Source organism: Tenacibaculum agarivorans (assembly GCF_001936575.1).
In the GTDB taxonomy this organism is placed as follows: Bacteria; Bacteroidota; Bacteroidia; order Flavobacteriales; family Flavobacteriaceae; genus Polaribacter; species Polaribacter agarivorans.
Map to the genome: position 1 here is coordinate 23,826 of NZ_MSMP01000024.1, position 17,227 is coordinate 41,052.

Annotated in this window: 16 protein-coding genes; 7 read left to right on the forward strand and 9 right to left on the reverse strand. The window is 30.5% G+C overall.

The window, feature by feature from the left end; translation table 11 throughout:
• Positions 1-43 precede the first annotated feature (43 nt).
• Positions 44-472: a hypothetical protein gene (locus BVC87_RS16645; RefSeq protein ID WP_075343534.1), complete on the forward strand. Its 429-nt coding sequence runs from the start codon at positions 44-46 to the stop codon at positions 470-472.
• A 5-nt stretch (positions 473-477) separates the two neighbouring features.
• Here BVC87_RS16645 and BVC87_RS16650 read toward each other — a convergent pair whose 3' ends face one another.
• Positions 478-1,005: a CvpA family protein gene (locus tag BVC87_RS16650; protein ID WP_075343535.1), complete on the reverse strand. Its 528-nt coding sequence runs from the start codon at positions 1,003-1,005 to the stop codon at positions 478-480.
• 63 nt (positions 1,006-1,068) lie between these two features.
• Between BVC87_RS16650 and BVC87_RS16655 the strand changes: the two genes are divergently transcribed.
• Positions 1,069-1,425: a hypothetical protein gene (locus BVC87_RS16655; protein WP_075343536.1), complete on the forward strand. Its 357-nt coding sequence runs from the start codon at positions 1,069-1,071 to the stop codon at positions 1,423-1,425.
• Here the strand turns inward: BVC87_RS16655 and BVC87_RS16660 are convergent.
• Positions 1,418-2,212 (reverse strand): SDR family oxidoreductase, encoded by a 795-nt coding sequence (locus tag BVC87_RS16660; RefSeq protein WP_075343537.1) that lies wholly within the window; start codon positions 2,210-2,212, stop codon positions 1,418-1,420. The genes BVC87_RS16655 and BVC87_RS16660 overlap by 8 nt on opposite strands.
• A 122-nt stretch (positions 2,213-2,334) precedes the next feature.
• Here BVC87_RS16660 and BVC87_RS16665 point away from each other — a divergent pair, with 122 nt between their 5' ends.
• Together BVC87_RS16665 and BVC87_RS16670 are read left to right on the forward strand one after the other, a co-directional pair.
• Positions 2,335-3,732 (forward strand): TlpA family protein disulfide reductase, encoded by a 1,398-nt coding sequence (locus BVC87_RS16665; RefSeq protein WP_083629555.1) that lies wholly within the window; start codon positions 2,335-2,337, stop codon positions 3,730-3,732.
• Positions 3,733-3,735: 3 nt separating this feature from the next.
• Positions 3,736-4,227 (forward strand): TlpA family protein disulfide reductase, encoded by a 492-nt coding sequence (locus BVC87_RS16670; protein WP_075343539.1) that lies wholly within the window; start codon positions 3,736-3,738, stop codon positions 4,225-4,227.
• 1 nt (position 4,228) lies between these two features.
• Here the strand turns inward: BVC87_RS16670 and BVC87_RS16675 are convergent, their stop codons facing one another.
• The 3 genes from BVC87_RS16675 to BVC87_RS16685 form a co-directional block, all read right to left on the reverse strand.
• Positions 4,229-6,703, reverse strand: a complete 2,475-nt coding sequence (locus BVC87_RS16675; protein ID WP_200799207.1) for a glycoside hydrolase family 2 TIM barrel-domain containing protein — start codon at positions 6,701-6,703, stop codon at positions 4,229-4,231.
• Between the two features lie 162 nt (positions 6,704-6,865).
• Positions 6,866-7,222 carry a YraN family protein gene (locus BVC87_RS16680; RefSeq protein ID WP_075343541.1) on the reverse strand — a complete coding sequence of 119 codons (357 nt, stop codon included), beginning with the start codon at positions 7,220-7,222 and terminating at the stop codon, positions 6,866-6,868.
• Between the two features lie 473 nt (positions 7,223-7,695).
• Positions 7,696-8,655 (reverse strand): S66 peptidase family protein, encoded by a 960-nt coding sequence (locus tag BVC87_RS16685; protein ID WP_075343542.1) that lies wholly within the window; start codon positions 8,653-8,655, stop codon positions 7,696-7,698.
• A gap of 97 nt (positions 8,656-8,752) precedes the next feature.
• On the opposite strand from BVC87_RS16685, the gene metG reads away from it, so the two are divergent.
• Positions 8,753-10,813 (forward strand): methionine--tRNA ligase, encoded by a 2,061-nt coding sequence (gene metG / locus BVC87_RS16690; protein ID WP_075343543.1) that lies wholly within the window; start codon positions 8,753-8,755, stop codon positions 10,811-10,813.
• 20 nt (positions 10,814-10,833) lie between these two features.
• Complete coding sequence (locus tag BVC87_RS16695; protein ID WP_075343544.1) at positions 10,834-12,297, forward strand: hypothetical protein; 1,464 nt, start codon at positions 10,834-10,836, stop codon at positions 12,295-12,297.
• A 29-nt stretch (positions 12,298-12,326) separates the two neighbouring features.
• Here the strand turns inward: BVC87_RS16695 and BVC87_RS16700 are convergent, their stop codons facing one another.
• The 4 genes from BVC87_RS16700 to BVC87_RS16715 all read right to left on the reverse strand — a co-directional run bounded on the left by BVC87_RS16700 (position 12,327) and on the right by BVC87_RS16715 (position 15,504).
• The gene (locus BVC87_RS16700; RefSeq protein ID WP_075343545.1) at positions 12,327-12,704 is read right to left on the reverse strand and encodes a CBM20 domain-containing protein; all 378 of its coding nucleotides are present in this window, start codon (positions 12,702-12,704) and stop codon (positions 12,327-12,329) included.
• Between the two features lie 6 nt (positions 12,705-12,710).
• On the reverse strand, positions 12,711-13,595 hold the full coding sequence (locus BVC87_RS16705) for a GIN domain-containing protein (protein WP_075343546.1): 885 nt from the start codon (positions 13,593-13,595) through the stop codon (positions 12,711-12,713).
• A gap of 20 nt (positions 13,596-13,615) precedes the next feature.
• Entirely contained in the window at positions 13,616-14,098 is a 483-nt protein-coding gene (locus BVC87_RS16710) for a DoxX family protein (protein WP_075343547.1), read from the reverse strand.
• A gap of 224 nt (positions 14,099-14,322) precedes the next feature.
• Entirely contained in the window at positions 14,323-15,504 is a 1,182-nt protein-coding gene (locus tag BVC87_RS16715; RefSeq protein WP_234974692.1) for a helix-turn-helix domain-containing protein, read from the reverse strand.
• Between the two features lie 85 nt (positions 15,505-15,589).
• Between BVC87_RS16715 and BVC87_RS16720 the strand changes: the two genes are divergently transcribed.
• A complete protein-coding gene (locus BVC87_RS16720) occupies positions 15,590-17,125 on the forward strand; it encodes a hypothetical protein (protein WP_075343549.1) in 1,536 nt (511 codons plus the stop codon).
• Positions 17,126-17,227 lie beyond the last annotated feature (102 nt).

Below are 17,227 nucleotides of genomic sequence, written 5' to 3' on the forward strand. Positions count from 1 at the left end.
GCTATATTTTATAGCCTCTTTTTTTATGCATATATTTATATAGATGAAAACAAAACACCACTTCTTATATCTTATCTTAATTGGATTTATCTTTATCGGATACAATACCACGCTTACAGCACAAGTAAAAAAACCTAAATTCTCCACACAAGATTATCGAGAATCTATAAACCCTAATACTATCTGGTTTCGTGGCACTGTAATGTCTAATTCATGTTCTACAACAAAGTGTACAGATGAAAGTAATAGCATCGAAATTAAAATTGAAAAAATAATTCAAAAAGGTAGAGGAATAACGACTACTATAAATTCAAAAACAAAAGTTTGTATTGCTTTATCTAAAACATTCCAGGAAGACCTCAAAAAAAGAAAAATCAATTTCTCCTCTGATATGAAGATTTCTGTGTTAGCCGAAGAAGGTTTATGTAAAGAATTAGGTAAAACCTATTATAAAATAGTTAGTTTTAAATAAAACAATTAAATCGACTCATTATCGTGTTGTTCATTTTCATCAGTATCTTCGCCTCCTTTTATGATAGAAGGAAAAATCATAGGGGCAATTTTCTTTACAGGGTGAAATAAAATAGATTCATTTAAACTCTCCTTTTTCACAAAGGGAATAGTATCATTCATCTTTCCAAAAAAGATAAATATTACACTTAAAATTAATCCAATTTTTAACACTCCAAAAACACCTCCTAAAATTTTATTTAAAATACCTAAAGAAGCAAAATCAGCAATCTTAGTCAAAATTTTCCCCATTAAAGCAATAACCAATATAATAGCGACAAAAGTTCCTGCGAAAGCTACAAGCGTTATATACTTTTCATCCCAATCTAAACTATTCTTTAACCAATCTCCTAAAAAATAAGAAAAATGGATTGCTCCATATACCCCAGCTACTAAAGCAACAAGTGAAGCGACTTCTACAAAAAGTCCTTTCATCAAACCACGAACAAAACCAAAAAGAAGTAGTGCTGCAATAATAATATCTAACGTATTCATAGTTTAAGAATTTTAACAAATATAAGTATCTCGTTCGTATCTTTGTCCATCAATTTACAATCTATGAATAAAGTAAATGATCTTAAGGAAAAATGGGATTTTATAATCGCAACACTGTCTAAACAATTTGCTGAAGGTGACGAACTAACTATTGATAGTATTATCTATTTGATCGGAGTACAAGAATTAGGTCAAGGACAACGCAAGTTTAAAAAAGACGAAAAAATCAATTTAATGCATATTGCAATATGTAAATTATTAGAGCCTTATGGCTATTACGAATTTGATTTTTTTGATAACGATGGATGGCCTCATTATAAAACACTTACAGAATTACCTAGCTTAAAACCTGGAGAACAAACTGTTTTAATGAAAGAAGCTATTATTAATTATTTTGAAAACATCGACTTTTTTAAGTAACACTTAATTTTCGTATCATTTTAGATAGTAACTTAGGGTAAAATCTTTTGGCATATACTCCTAATTTCTCTTTGGCTCCTGCTATATATACCTCTTCCTTTTCTTTTTCAATTGCATTTGCCATCAACTTTGCAAATCTATCTGGATGTATTCCTTTTGCCGTAGCATTATCCATTTTATTTTGTGGGCTTCCATCACCTGTTAATGCGTTTTTAGACACATTTGTAGTTACAAACCCAGGACAAACTAAAGTAACTTTTACATTATCATTAAATACTTCTGCTCGCAAACTATCAAAAAAACCATGCAAAGCGTGCTTAGTTGCTGCATAAGTAGATCGTAATGGTGTTCCTATCTTACCCACTATACTTGTGGTAACTACAAAATGTCCAGAATTTTTATGTATAAAATGAGGCAATAATGCTTTAGTTAATGCTACAGTACCTAAATAATTGATATCCATTAATCGTTTATCAACAGCTATTGCAGTATCTTTTGCTAATGATCTTTGGCTTATTCCACCATTATTTACCAGTACATCTATATCTCCAAAAAGCGCGATTGCTTCTTCAACTTTTTCAGAAAAACCTTCATATTTTTCTAAATCTAAAGGTAAAATTTTCACATTTTCTTTATGTAAACATAATTCTCTAACTTCATTTAAAGCAGATTCATTTCTTGAAGATAAGATTAATTTTGTATTTTGGCTCGAAAGTAGTAAAGCTAGAGATTTTCCGATCCCTGAAGAGGCTCCAGTAATCCAAACTATTTTAGTTTTTAAAATCATTATTTATAATAAATTTTGGTGTAAAGTACTCAAATTAAATAAGAAATATTAATTTTGGTACGTTTATTGAAATACTAGAAGCAGAAAATTAAATATAACATAAAATTAAAATTCCCTTATTAATGATGAAAAATTTCTTTATTCTATTAACATTTGTCGCTTCGATTGCAAATGCTCAGTTTTCAGTAAAGGGGACTATGACTCCACCTGAAAAGAGTGACTGGGTAGTATTATATAAAATTGAAGGTGCAAAACAGAAATTTATAGGTAATTCAACTATAAAATTTGAGGATGTTGATTTAGGTGGTAATACACAAAAAGTAGGTCGCTTCGAATTGAAATTACCAAATGATGCTAAGAAAGGTGTATACCGTGTAACATATAGAAACACTGGTGCTGGTTTTATAGACTTTTTCTTTAATAATGAAAATATTGAGTTTGTATTTAACCCTCAATTTCCTGAAGAATCTATTGTTTTCACAAGATCTAGAGAAAATAAAGTATATAGAGAATATTTAGATGCTTTAGCTTTAACACAACGTTCTATTGACTCTTTACAAGTAGCCTATTTAAAGGACGATGCTAAAAGCACTAAAAAAGCATATAAGAAAGCTTTTAAAGCTCAAGAAGAAGTACAAGAAATCTACGAAGGTAAATCTGAAGGAATGTTAGTTAACACCTTCATTAAAGCTTCTGAGGCTACCAACTCTGACTCGGTTTTTGATGATACACAAGAATATTTAAATCATGTAGTTAATAGTTTTTTTGAAAATGTAGATTTTTCTAATCAAACATTATACAACTCTCCTTTTATTGTAGACAAGGTTACTAACTATGTATTTTACTTAAACATAGCAGAAAGTCAAACTTTACAACAAAAGTTATACAAAGAGTCGATTGCTAAAATCATGAAGACTATTAAAGATAATAAGGTTAAAAAGGAAATCTTAGAATATTTAATTACACGTTTCACCAATCAAAGAAACTCAGAAATTGTAGACGGTGTATTTGCTGAATACTACGACAAACTACCTTCTGATCTTCAAGATGCTGAATTTAAGACCAAGAAATTAGGAGAATTAAGCGTTTCTGTAGGAAGAATTGCACCTGATTTTTCTTGGAAAGAAGTAGATGGTAAAGAATTTACTTTATCAACTTTAAATGATGGAGAAAATTACTTGATGATTTTCTGGAGTACACAATGTAGTCACTGTGTTAAGGAAATTCCTTCTGTATATGAGTTTATGAAAGATCACGAAAGTACTTCAGTAATTGCATTTGCTATTGAAGAAAATGATCTTGATTTTAACTCATGGGCTAAAAATAAATTATATAATTGGCATAATGTTTTAGGAACACATCCTACATATAAGTTTGATAACGAAGTAGTAAAAAAATATAGAATAGACGCTACTCCAACCTATTTTATCCTTGATAAAGACAAAAAAATTCTTGCTGTACCAAATACTATTGAAGACGTAAAAGAATACTTCGATAAAGGGAATGAAGCTGAGAAATAATATATGAAACATGTAGTATTCTGGTTCACAATATTAACTTCAACACTAACATTTTCTCAAGAAAATTTTACTATTGGAGATGAAGTACCAGAATTCAAATTATGGCTTACTGATGGAAGTAAGCTTACTAAAAACGACATCCTGAATAAGGTTGTCGTTTTTAAGTTTTGGTTTACTTCTTGCCTACCTTGTTTATTAGATCTAGATGAACTTAATGGTTTAGTTGATCAATACCACAATAGAAATGACATTCTTTTTGTAGCTCCCGCTTTGGATAGAAAAGAAATTATAAAAGAGTTTCATAACAAATCTCTTTTTAAGTTTAAAACTGCGTATTCTGCAATGGATGTAAGTCAAGTTTTTAATCCTATTCAAGTATATCCTTCTTATTTTATTGTTGATAAAAACGGAAAATTTAGTTACATCGATAGTGGGACTAAAAAAACGGAATTCTTAAATTTAAAAAATGCTTTAGAGAAAATTTTGAAAGAATAATTTATCTAATATCTATAGTTACCGATTGGTCTTTTAATCCTTCTATTTTAGCTCTTATGGTTATCTGATTACTTACTTTTTTTGATTGTATAATTGCTAAAGCACGACCTTTGGCTGTTTGCAAGCTATTCGCTTGAAAATCTTGAATATTATCGTCCTCTCCATTATCAACCCCTAATAATTTAGCATCGCCTAAAATTTCAAAAGACACTTTTTTATTCTCTGTTTTAACCGCACGACCTTCTTCATCAATTAATTGAACAACCAAATGAGCTACATCATAGGCGTCTGCTTCTAACGCCTTTTTATCTGTTTTCAAAGTAAATCCTGTTGCCTTAGTTGTAGTTTCTAATGCAGTTTCAATTGGGCTCCCTTTATAAACACCTTTTGCAACCAATTTCCCAGCTTTAAAAGGCACTGTCCAACGAAGAATACGGTCTGGAGCTTTATCAATTTCTCTAATCCCTAAAGATGTTCCGTTTAAAAATAATTCTACTTCAGGAGCATTGGTGGATACTTCTACTACAATATCTTTTCCGTTTTCATAATTCCAATGCATATTTGTATTTCTCCAATTGTAAGCATTAGCATTTTCTGGTAACTCTTGAGCTGATGGTCCTATTTTTTTAAATCCAGAATCTTCTAAAGGAATTGTACCAAAAGACATGTGCGGTTCATCTACCCAAATACTTTTAAAATAATTCCATCCTTGCACCTTAAATCCAGCTAAATTCAACATATCAGACCATCCTCCTTTTACTGGCCAATCGCCATGCTTTTCTCCTAAATACCCAATACCTGTCCACATATACATACTGTACACTCCAGGATTTTCAATCACAGTTTTCCAATCACTATAATTCCCAGGACATTCGGTAATAGTTACTTGCTTGCTAGGAAAATGCTCTTGTGACCAAGAAATATCTGGATTTCTATAACTAAATCCTGAAATATCTACAATATCTGCAAAACCACTAACCATACTCACTTGTGGAATAATAAAATTTGCAGAAGTTGTACGTGTAGGATCTAGCAATTTTACTTTATCGTTTATTTTTTTAGCCGTTTCAACTAAAATATATTTTCCTTTTTTAGAAGCATCGTATCGAGCTTTCATTTCTTTAGGAGAGAATTTTGGTTTTCCTCCCCAATATCCAGTATGCTCTTGTGGATCTTCTGGATTATTCCAAAACCCAGTAATATAACGGTAATGTAGATAGGTCCATTCAATTTCGTTACCAATACTCCACTGCATTACACTTGGGTGGTTTCGATCTCTTAATACTGATCTTGTAAGATCACTCTCCCACCATTTTTGGAAATGCTCTACATAACCTCTTGAAATATAATCATTGTGTCTATCATGATAATTCAAGCGCTTATCTTTTGCATAATCCCATTCGTCAAATATTTCATCTTGCACTAAAAAACCCATTTCATCACAAAGGTCTAAGAACTCTTCAGAAAATGGATTATGTGAAGGTCTAATACCATTAACACCTGCTTCTTTTAACAATTGTAATCTTCTTCTCCATACTCCCTTCGGTACAGCTGCACCAACTAAACCGCCATCATGGTGTAAACATACTCCCTTAATCAATGTATTCTCCCCATTTAAAAAGAAACCTTCTCCTGCTTTAAATTCAAGTTTACGGATACCAAAAGGGGTTTCATATCTATCCACTTCAGTTCCCGCGGAAGTTATAATGGTAATCGCTTTATACATGTTAGGCGTATTATAATGCCAAAGTTTCGGATTATCTACAGTAAAATTTTGATTGAACTCTTGAGTTTTTTGTGGCTCTATGCTTAAATCATTAGCAACTGACGCTACTTCTGTACCATTTGAATCAATGATTTTAGTAGTTAACACAAAAACTTTAGTATCATCTAATTGATTTTCAATCTTAATATCTAAATCTATTGTAGCTCTTTCTTTAGTAACTTCGGGAGTTTTAATAAAAGTCCCCCAAATTGGAATATGCAATTTATTAAGCTTAATTAGTTTAACATTTCTATAAATTCCACTACCTGGATACCAACGAGCATCTACATAACGGGTACGATCAACATGCACTGTTAAAATATTTTCTTCACCTTTAGGATTGAGCAACTCTGTTATATCAAAGAATATAGGGGAATATCCATACGGATTCTCTCCAATTTGCTTTCCATTTAACCAAAATGTAGCATTATTGTAAACGCCATCAAATAGTATGTACGTACTTTTTTCTGAAGAGTCGTGTTCTGTAACAAAGTGTTTTTGATACATTCCAACTCCACCAGGCAGGTATCCAGTTGCACCATCCCACTTTTTATCAAAAGAATGCTCAACACTCCAATCATGAGGTAAACGAATATCACGCCAATTGGAATCATTTACAGGAACTACTTTGGGTTTTAAAGTATCTTTTACTTCGGAAAATTTCCAGTTAAAATTGAAATCTATTTCCCGTTTAATTGTATGTGAACTCATCGAATTAACTGGCTTTTTTTTACAAGAAATTAAGCCAATTAAAAGGAGATAAATGAAGATGTTTTTTTTCATTATTTACATATAGTGAGTTAAATATATAAAACTTGATCTTTAAAAAAGCCTATTTATCGCTACTTCTTTTTATGTGTTTTTTAAAAAGCTTTAAAAGAAAAGGAAAGCATCCTCAATATGATCAACTTCAAATAGATATCCTCTTTTTATTATTGCAATAATATCAAAACGGACTTCTACATCTAAATCTTTTTCTATTATGTAATTATCTATAGCTTTTACTAACAATTTCTTTTTTTTAGAAGTTACAAACTCTTCAGGATTTCCAAAATAATCAGTAGATCTAGTTTTTACCTCAACTACTACTAATTCTTCTTTTAAAGCAATAATATCTATCTCAGCTTTTTTAAATCGATAGTTATTTTCAAGAATTTCGTAGCCATTCTTTTTTAAATATGCTATAGCTTCTTTTTCACCTTCTTTTCCTAATTCATTATGCTCTGCCATAATTTTATTTTTCCGATTATCGCTCAATAGAGCTATCAATAAGTAATAACTGTGTCCTCGATAGATCTACTGAACTTGATTTAGTACGATTTTACTAGCAATTTTGACTAATCTCAATCACCAAAAAAATCACTATCATTTATACCTTTTTTTATTCACTGAAAACAAACCATTTATAACAATCTATAAATTAATAATTTCCCTCTTCCTTTGTCTTGATACAATCTTTCGACTGCGCTCAAGACAGGATTCACAAAAATCAAGATTTAAAAAAATACTACGATATCACCAGCTACAGATGAAAAGAACTCACTATCGCTCAAACAACTTTTCATCTTAATCCCAACCCTGCTACCTTGATTTTTAGTAATTCTTATCAACAGATCAAATTTCACTTACTTAAATATCATTACAGACGTTTCATAAATTTTTTGTCGAGGGTCTCGAACTGACAAGATTTTTTTATTCAAAACTCAGGTAAACTTAATAAAAGCTTGTCCTCTTTCCACTAATAATCCAACTTCTCTCCCCATAAGTAACGCTCGATTATCAGGTTCATGCCCAGCAGGAAAATTAAATACAATAGGAATATGTTTTGGTAAAATATTCAAAAACAACTCTTCGATAGTTTGTCCCCAAGTAGTAGAATTTTCTTTCACTTTAGAGATATCTCCAACAATTATCCCTTTTAATTGATCAAAATAACCTGCTCGCTGTAAACTATACAACATTCGATCTATTGCATACTCGTATTCTCCTATTTCTTCTATAAACAAAATCTTTCCATTGGTATTAAGCTGACTTTTAGAACCTAATACAGAAGTTAATATTGCTAAATTCCCTCCTACTAACTGACCACTAACTTTTCCTTCTCTATTATACAATGAAGGTTTTACAGTATACTCAAGTCGCTCCCCAAAAATTGCTTTTTTAAAAGATATAATACTCTCCTCGATCACAGTATAAGCATCTTGCATACTTGTACACATGATTCCATGAAGTGTTTCTACTCCTAAATTGTGAACATGATTATGAAATACCGTAATATCAGAATATCCTACAATCCATTTTGGATGTTGTTTGAAAATGGTAAAATCCAATCGATCTATAATACGAACTGATCCATACCCTCCTCTTGCACACCAGATCATTTTAATGCTAGGATCATCTAATGCTTTTTGAAAATCTACCATTCGTTCCTCATCCGTACCTGCAAAATGATTTCCTTGATTGAAAACTGCTTCTCCTAGAACAATTGTTAATCCCCAGTTTTCAAGTAAGTCTATTGCGGATTGTACAACCTCTTCTCTATTTTTTAAAATACCTGCAGGAGCTACTATAGCAACTTTATCTCCTTTTGTTAAATATGGTGGTGTAATCAATTTTAGAATTGTTATGGATTCGTAAAAGTAAAAAAATAAAACTTTAATCATCTGATTTATAGCCTGAAGATAATACATTCAAAAAAACAACTCTATACTAAAAAATATACGTGGGTTTTGTACTTTTGTGACTTCAAAAATCCAGAAAATGAGTTCTTCAAAAAGATATACAATTACTGCTGCACTACCTTATACTAATGGCCCAATTCACATTGGTCACTTAGCTGGAGTGTATGTACCTGCTGATATTTATGCCCGTTTTTTACGGCTAAAAGGTAATGATGTTGCTTACATCTGTGGTTCAGATGAACACGGTGTTGCTATACCTATGCGTGCTAAAAAAGAAGGTGTTTCTCCACAGGAAATTATTGATAAATATCATACAATAATTAAAACATCTTTTGAAGATTTTGGAATTTCTTTTGACAACTACTCTAGAACTTCAAATACTATTCATCATGAAACTGCGTCAGAATTCTTTAAAAAAATGTATGCTGATGGTGAGTTTATAGAAGAAGTTTCTGAGCAATTATATGATACTGAAGCAGATCAATTTTTAGCAGATCGATTTGTGATTGGTACGTGTCCGAAATGTGGATTCGAAGAAAGTTATGGAGATCAATGTGAGAACTGTGGTACAAGTCATAATGCTACTGATTTAATCAATCCAAAGTCTGCTATTACAGGAAATGTACCAGTTTTAAAGCAAACTAAACACTGGTTTTTGCCTTTAGATAAACATGAAACTTTTTTACGTGAATGGATTTTAGAAGGTCATAAAAATGACTGGAAAGCAAATGTATTAGGACAAGTTAAATCTTGGATAGATGATGGTTTACGTCCACGTGCTGTAACTCGTGATTTAGACTGGGGAATTCCTGTTCCCGTAGAAGGAGCAGATGGAAAAGTTTTATACGTTTGGTTTGATGCTCCAATCGGTTATATTTCTTCAACTAAAGAGTGGGCCGCTCGTGAAGGGAAAAATTGGGAAGATTATTGGAAAAAAGAAGATACTAAACTGGTACACTTTATCGGAAAAGATAATATTGTATTTCATTGTATCATTTTTCCATCAATGTTAAAAGCTCACGGAGATTATATTTTACCTGAAAACGTACCTGCTAATGAATTTTTAAATTTAGAGGGGAATAAACTATCTACTTCTAAAAACTGGGCTGTTTGGTTACATGAATATTTAGAAGAATTTCCTGGACAGCAAGATGTATTACGTTATACGTTAACAGCTAATGCTCCTGAGAATAAAGACAATGATTTTACTTGGAAGGACTTCCAAGCAAAAAACAATAATGAGTTAGTAGCTATTTTCGGAAACTTTATCAACCGTGTAGCTGTACTAACTAACAAATATTACGATGGGGTTGTACCTACTCCTGTAGAGTTTACTGAGCTAGATGAGGATATTTTAGAACAGTTACGACAGTTTCCTGATATTATAGAGAAATCTATCCAACGTTACCGCTTTAGAGAAGCATCTCAAGAGTTTATGAATGTAGCTCGCTTAGGTAATAAGTATTTAGCAGATGAAGAACCTTGGAAGCTTATAAAAACTGATGAAGAGCGTGTAAAAACAATCATGTATGTAGCATTACAAATCTCAAGTGCTTTGGCTATTTTAGCTGAACCATTTTTACCTTTTACTTCAAATAAACTAAAAGGAATTTTAAAAACGGATGAAAACTTAGGATGGAATGATGTTGCTGAAAAAGAAGTATTATTAGCTGAAGGGCATAAAATTCAGGAAGGAAAACCAGAATTATTATTCACTAAGGTTGAAGACAAAACTATTGAAGCTCAAATACAAAAATTAGAAGACACAAAAAAGGCGAATGAAGCTGCTAATAAAGAAGTAGAACCACAAAAGGACACCATTGAATTTGATGATTTCACCAAAATGGATATTCGTATTGGTACTATCTTAGAAGCTGAAAAAGTTGCTAAAACAAAAAAACTATTAAAACTTAAGGTTGATGTTGGTATTGATGTTAGAACAATAGTATCTGGAATTGCTAAGAGCTTTTCACCAGAAGATGTTATCGGACAACAAGTAACCGTATTATGTAACCTTGCACCAAGAAAAATCCGTGGTATTGAAAGTCAGGGAATGATTTTAATGACTGATGCTACTGATGGATCATTAGCTTTTGTAGAACCACAGCAAAAGGTGCAAAACGGAGGACAAGTTTGTTAATTTTAAAATAGATATATTATATGTTAAAAAAGAAAAATGTGTTATTGCTATGGATGTTCATTACATCTCAAATTTTCTATTCACAAGAAGAAATTGGTTCTTTTAGTAATGATTTAAAAACCAATTCTACAGATATAAAAGATGTAATACCTATAGTAAATAGTGAAAATGGTAACATCGCTATGTTTATAGCAGATGCAAAAAATGTATATGGATATAAGCTGAATAGTGACCTTAAAGTAATTGATAAATTAGCTTCAGAAACTAAACGAAGAAAATATAAAATCTTACTTGGTAATAGTATTGTTGATGATACTAACTACAGGATCTTTTTAGCTAATAAGAATAAAAGTAAATTCTTATCTATCAATTTCTCTTTTAAAGATAAAACCACTACTTCAAAAGAGTATAAACTACAAGATTTTGATGAAAAACTTGTACAAACGGTTTCTGTTAACAATAAGTTTTATTTGATTACAAGGAGATATGAGTGGGACATCATGTATGTGTATACTTTTGATGAAAATGGTAAAATGGAAAGGACTCCTATCAATCTTACTCAAACAAAGTTTATCACTAATTCTAATAAAGACGCTAAAATCACTAACTTATTGAGAAATAAAGATGAAGAGGTTAAAGAGATCGATACTGATTTACCTAACACCATAGAGTTAGTTGGAGATAGAACTAAAATGTATGTTAGAGATAACACTATAGTATTTACTTTTGATCAGAATAATGCTATTACTCAGATTTTAACTATAAATCTAGATGATTTAAGTGCTTCTAAAAAGACATTTGAAAAACCATTAGATCAAATTAAGAATACCAGAAAAAAATCTAATTCTTTCATTAATGGAGATAAGATTTTTTTAGTTTCAAACACAAAAGATGTTTTAGTTTTAAATATAGCTGATTATACTACTGGTGAGGTTTTAAAATCATACTCAGTAGCTAAAGAAGAAGCCATAAACTTTAAAAACACACCTATTATACAAGAAGGAGGAGCCTATGCTAATTACAGGGAATTAGAAAAAACTAAAAAATTCTTACGCAAAATTTATGGTGGCAAAGTAGGAGTAGCTGTTAGAAAGTTAAATAATGATAGTTATCAGATGACTTTAGGAGGGTATAAACTACAACAACAAGGAGGCGCAATGATGATGGCTGGCTTTGGTGGAGGCTTTGGTGGACTAACTGTAGCTTCTTTCGGTAATGTTTCTGTATATTTTAATCCTGCTATGTTTGCTTATAATGCATCAACAAATACAAAGTCTACAAGAATTGAGTCCTTATTTGATAACGAATTCAATCATATCGAAGGAGATGTAAAAGAAAATGTATTTGATAAAATTCCTACATTAAATATTGCTGGGATAGCACAAAAATCTAAGACAGTCTTTAAATATAAAGATTACTTTATTTACGGAGAATACCATACCAAATCAAAACAATACAAGTTTAAAAAATATACTGATGATTAAATAACCAAAAGCAGGCATAATGCCTGCTTTTATTTTTTACTTATCTCACTTTCTTTCTGATTAAATTTTGTGACATAGAAAATAGTTTCTGGTTCATACTCAAACTTCAAAACTCGATTTGGTTCCCCTTGTAATTCATATATCGAGTTATTTTTCACAAACTTGAACTCTATTGCATGTACAGCTGTTTCTTGTGATAATTCAGCTTCAAAAATCCCATCTCCATCTTCATCTGTCAAAGGCATTTCTACTTTCCAAGAAGGGCTGGTGAAATTTCCTTTTACTCCAATTGTTTGCACATCTTCTATTCCTCTAACATCAACTTTTAATGTTACTGTTTTTAAGTGTTGTTTTTGTACACAACTTCCTAATATAATTGCTATACATAATATAAATATTGACCTCATGACTTTTTATTTTTTAAATAGATTGACTGTTTTGTTTTTATCGTTTTCCGTTATGGTTACTAATAGTTTTCGCATCCCCAACTTATTTACCTTATATACTTTGGTTCCAGTAGTCCATCTTTCTTTTTTTGTAAATTCTGGCAGTAATGAAAATCCATAACTAAATTTACCTCCACTTTTTTTCGGGCCAACTACTTCAAAGTGATTGCGTTTCCATGAATTATTTTTGATTTTTATAGCAATCCATTCTCCTACATCTTCCAAATTTTCTTTAGGTCTTGCCAGATATTCCTGATAATTCCCTGTAATTTTTTTAGGCTTTCCAGACAAAAGTAAATCTCCCTCTTTTCCTATTACTGTATGTAAATTCTCATCCGTTTTTATTTTTGCTTTTCCATATCCCGTGATAACTACATCCGTATTTTCTGCGCTGATTTTTGTGGCGTCTACCATTCCATTTCTAACTTTAATTTTTAGTTGATCTGTGATTCCCTCAAGTATTATTTTACCAACAGATGCAAATACTTTCAGTTTATCGTTATTTATATTAATAATTTCAGTGGTGCTATGCGTATCTTGTTCTACATAAGCTAATGATGGGGCTCCAATTTTTATAGTAATTGCTTTTGTAGGCTCAATCCATTTAACTTGATCGAAATGAATAGTATTTCCTTTTTGTTTTTTGCCTATATAATCAAATAAATTACTTTCGGCTGTAATTATAATTTTTTCATCAGCTGAAGCATCAATGATTACTTTAGCATTAAGATCTATTTTGATATTTTTTAAAGTTGAAATAGTAAATGTTTTTGTTTCTAACACTCCATTTCCTTTGATTTGCCCTAAAACTGTTCCTACAGTTAATAGCAGTAAGAAAATTAAAACTCTCATGATATAGTAATTTTATATTGTTATATTTTTTTTGACAGTAAATAGTCTAGTCCGAATCTTCCTGATCCTAAATACAGGTTATAAGTAGCTACCCATAAGAATCCCATAGCGGGTAACATCCCCCAAGTTCCTTGTCCCCATTTTTGCATAAAAATGGCCACTAACATGGTACACACAACCAAAAAAGAAGCTACTCTTGTTTTTAATCCAAAGGCTAATAACAATCCTCCTACAGCTTCGCTAAAAGCTCCCATCCAAGCGAAGAAAACTGGAAATAAAGCAAAAATCCCTCCATAATTAGCCACATCTTCTGGAAACCATGCTGATACTTCAAAAAGACTTAAATTTCGATCATCTGGTGTCCAAGGCATGCCAAATTTGCTTGCTCCAAAATCAAGTGCTAATAACATACCGCAAATGAATCGGATAATAGCAAAGTGTAAATCTAATACCCAATGTTTTTGTAAAACTGGTGTGATTAATAATTTTAATACTGCTCTCATAAGTAAAATTTTTTATCTCGTTTTTGATGACACAAAGATTTACATTCACTTACGAATGGACGACTTAAACCGTATAAACAGGGCTCATATACGATTTGAGACGTCTTATATTTTCAGTTTTTAAGGATCAATAAACAAGTATCAATGAAAAATCATTGTTCCTAAATAATAAGGTGCGGTATTACAAAGATTGCATCCGAATTTAAGAAATGAGATTATGAAAATTAATTATTCATACGCTGTAAAAATTCAGTTGGTGAAGTATTGGTAAGTTTTTTGAAAACTCTATTGAAAGTTGCTTTACTATTGAAACCAGAATCAAGTGCTATTCCAAGTAAAGAGATTTTAGCATGCTCGCCTCCTGCTAGCTTCTCTTTTACTAAATTAACTCTAAAACTATTAATAAAATCGTTAAAATTTTGCCCAAATCCACTATTAATCACTTCAGATAACTCAGCACGATTCATTTGTAACTCATTGGCCAACTCAGATAAATTTAAATCAGGATTTAGATATGGTTTTTCAGCTTCAAAATACTGATTAACAATATGTTTTTTATCTTTAAACTCTTCACTTTCTTTTTTCTTTTTTTGTGATTTCTTTATCGATTTGACATCAAAATTAATTGATGTAAGTGGAATTAAATCTGTAAAATAGCCCTTTACTCCTACATAAATTACAATTAGAGCAGAACAAAACTGAAGCCACCACTTTTGTGTCCAGCTTAATTCAATAATAAATTCATCAATAAAAATCTGTAGAATACCGTAAATAAAGATAAAACTATAAACATATAGAAAATTACGAATCCAGTTTAATTCTAATTTATAAGTATTCGAAAAGAAGTCTTGAATTTTTTTTCTGTAGTTATAAAAAAGTTGGAAAGTAAATGCTAAGTACAATAACATTTGCGCTGTAGAGAAAAAAGTTACCAAAGGATCTACATATTTCCATAAAAGATTTTCAACCGCTGGTCCGTTTTGAACGTTATCAAAATTAGGTTGATTTATATCGTAAAGTAATACCCCTAATTTGATAATGAAGAAAAGTAACCAAGGTACTAAATGCCAGAAATCTTTTTTCTTAAACTTAAAATCAGCTATTGTAATTGACTTTACATAGAAATAAATTAATGGTGCTAATACCATACCTAATGATACTAGATAATAATTAATTTTGGTATTTCTAAAGGTATCATACCAATCCATAAAACCAATTGTATAGGTAGTTCTATGATAACAAGTTATAAGTACTATGGAAGCTAATAAAACATCATTTATATTTTTCTTTTGAATAAATCTCACTAGTAACATTACTCCTAAGATTAATCCTTGTAATACTAATACTAATAAAGGTGTACTGTAAAGGTTAAAGTTAGGAAAAACAAATAATGAATATGGCATCATGCTCAAATATATAAAATATGATTTGGTTGTAACAGATCTTATACTACATTGCATAAGATTGTTTAAATTAGTCCCCAAAAGGTAAATGTTGAAAAAAATAGCTACGCTTACATTATTCCTATATGTCACTACTCTTTTTCCTCAAGAAAAGATTGGTGAAATTGCGAATAGTTTAAAAACATCAAGAAAAAATATTCAAGATTATTTTTCAATTGTTAATACTACTAATCAAGATATTGCTTCCTTTGTTTTAGAGAAAAAGAAAATATATGCCTATCTAACAGATAAAAACATCAACTTAAAAAAATCCTTAGTAACCACTAAGAAAATTGATAAGCATAATGGTTTGGTTGGTAGAATGTATAAGGGTAATATATACACCTTAATAACTACAACCAAAGATTTATCTAGTTTCTCTTTTATTACTTTTAATTTTGATACTAATGAGGTTACTGTTACGGAAGACCAAGTTAATGACGATATTATTTATTTAGAAAGTATTAACCAAGAAAATAAAACTCATATTCTATTTCTGTATAGACCTACTTCTGAGTTACTTGTAAAAACTTATACTATTGAAGGAAAAATTACTACCAAAACATTTAATGTAAAAGAGGAAGATTACCTTAGAAATAGAGATAGAAATACCACTTTACCTAAGTTACTGTATGATTTAGTCATGAATGATTATGCCGTGACTAAAGTAAATCCTTTTGAATATGACGCTTCGGAAACAAATATGCTAAGTCTTTCTAATCAGAGTACTCTTTACAAAGAGAACTTTAAAAAAGGGAATAAAATATTACCTATTACTATTGAAACTACTTCTAAATTCAATAAGCTATATACTTTTAAAGATCGATTGGTAATTACCTTAGATAAGAATAAATTCTATACTCAAATTTTAGATTTGAACTTACAAGACAATTCTTACAGCTATAAACAAATTAAAAAACCTTTATACGATGTTTTTGAGCATCGAAAAACATCAAATTCATTTTTATACAATGATCTTTTATTTATGGCTACATGCTCTAAACAAAAGTTAGTTTTTCAAATTTTTAGTTTAACCGATAATAAAGTCATAAAAGAGTATACCATTACCTCTGGTAAACCGATTACATTTAAGAACTCACCCATTATTTTAAAAGGTGGTGCTTATAAAGAGCATAGAGAGATTGAGAGCAGTGAAGTTTTTATTAAAAAAATATTTTATGGTAATATTGGTATCATTGTCACTAAAAATCAACAAGGCTATCATCTCACTCTAGGAGGAAAAAAGCAAGCTGTAATTCAAGACCCAATTATGGGAACCCCAACAATATTAAATTCTGGAAGTTACCCTATTTTTAACTCTAGGCGAAGTGGTGTTGTGGATAGTGATGCTGATATTTTAAATTCTTTTGTAGAAAATAAATCTACATATTTTACTGCTATTTTAGATGAAAACTTTGATCCTATTGAAGGAGAAACTCCCAAAACAGTTTTTGAAAAAATAAATACTTTTAAAGAAAACTTAGAGAGTGATATTAAACTAGAATACGTTTTTGAATTAGAAGATGATTTAATTTTTAGTTATTATGAAAAAGATACGAAGAAACTACATTTTATTAAGTTTTAACCTCTTTTTTGATTGAAGAAATAAAAATACCATCTGAGTAGAAAAATTAATGTTTACTTTAACAAAAACATACTACATCAGATGGTAATCAAAAAACCTAAA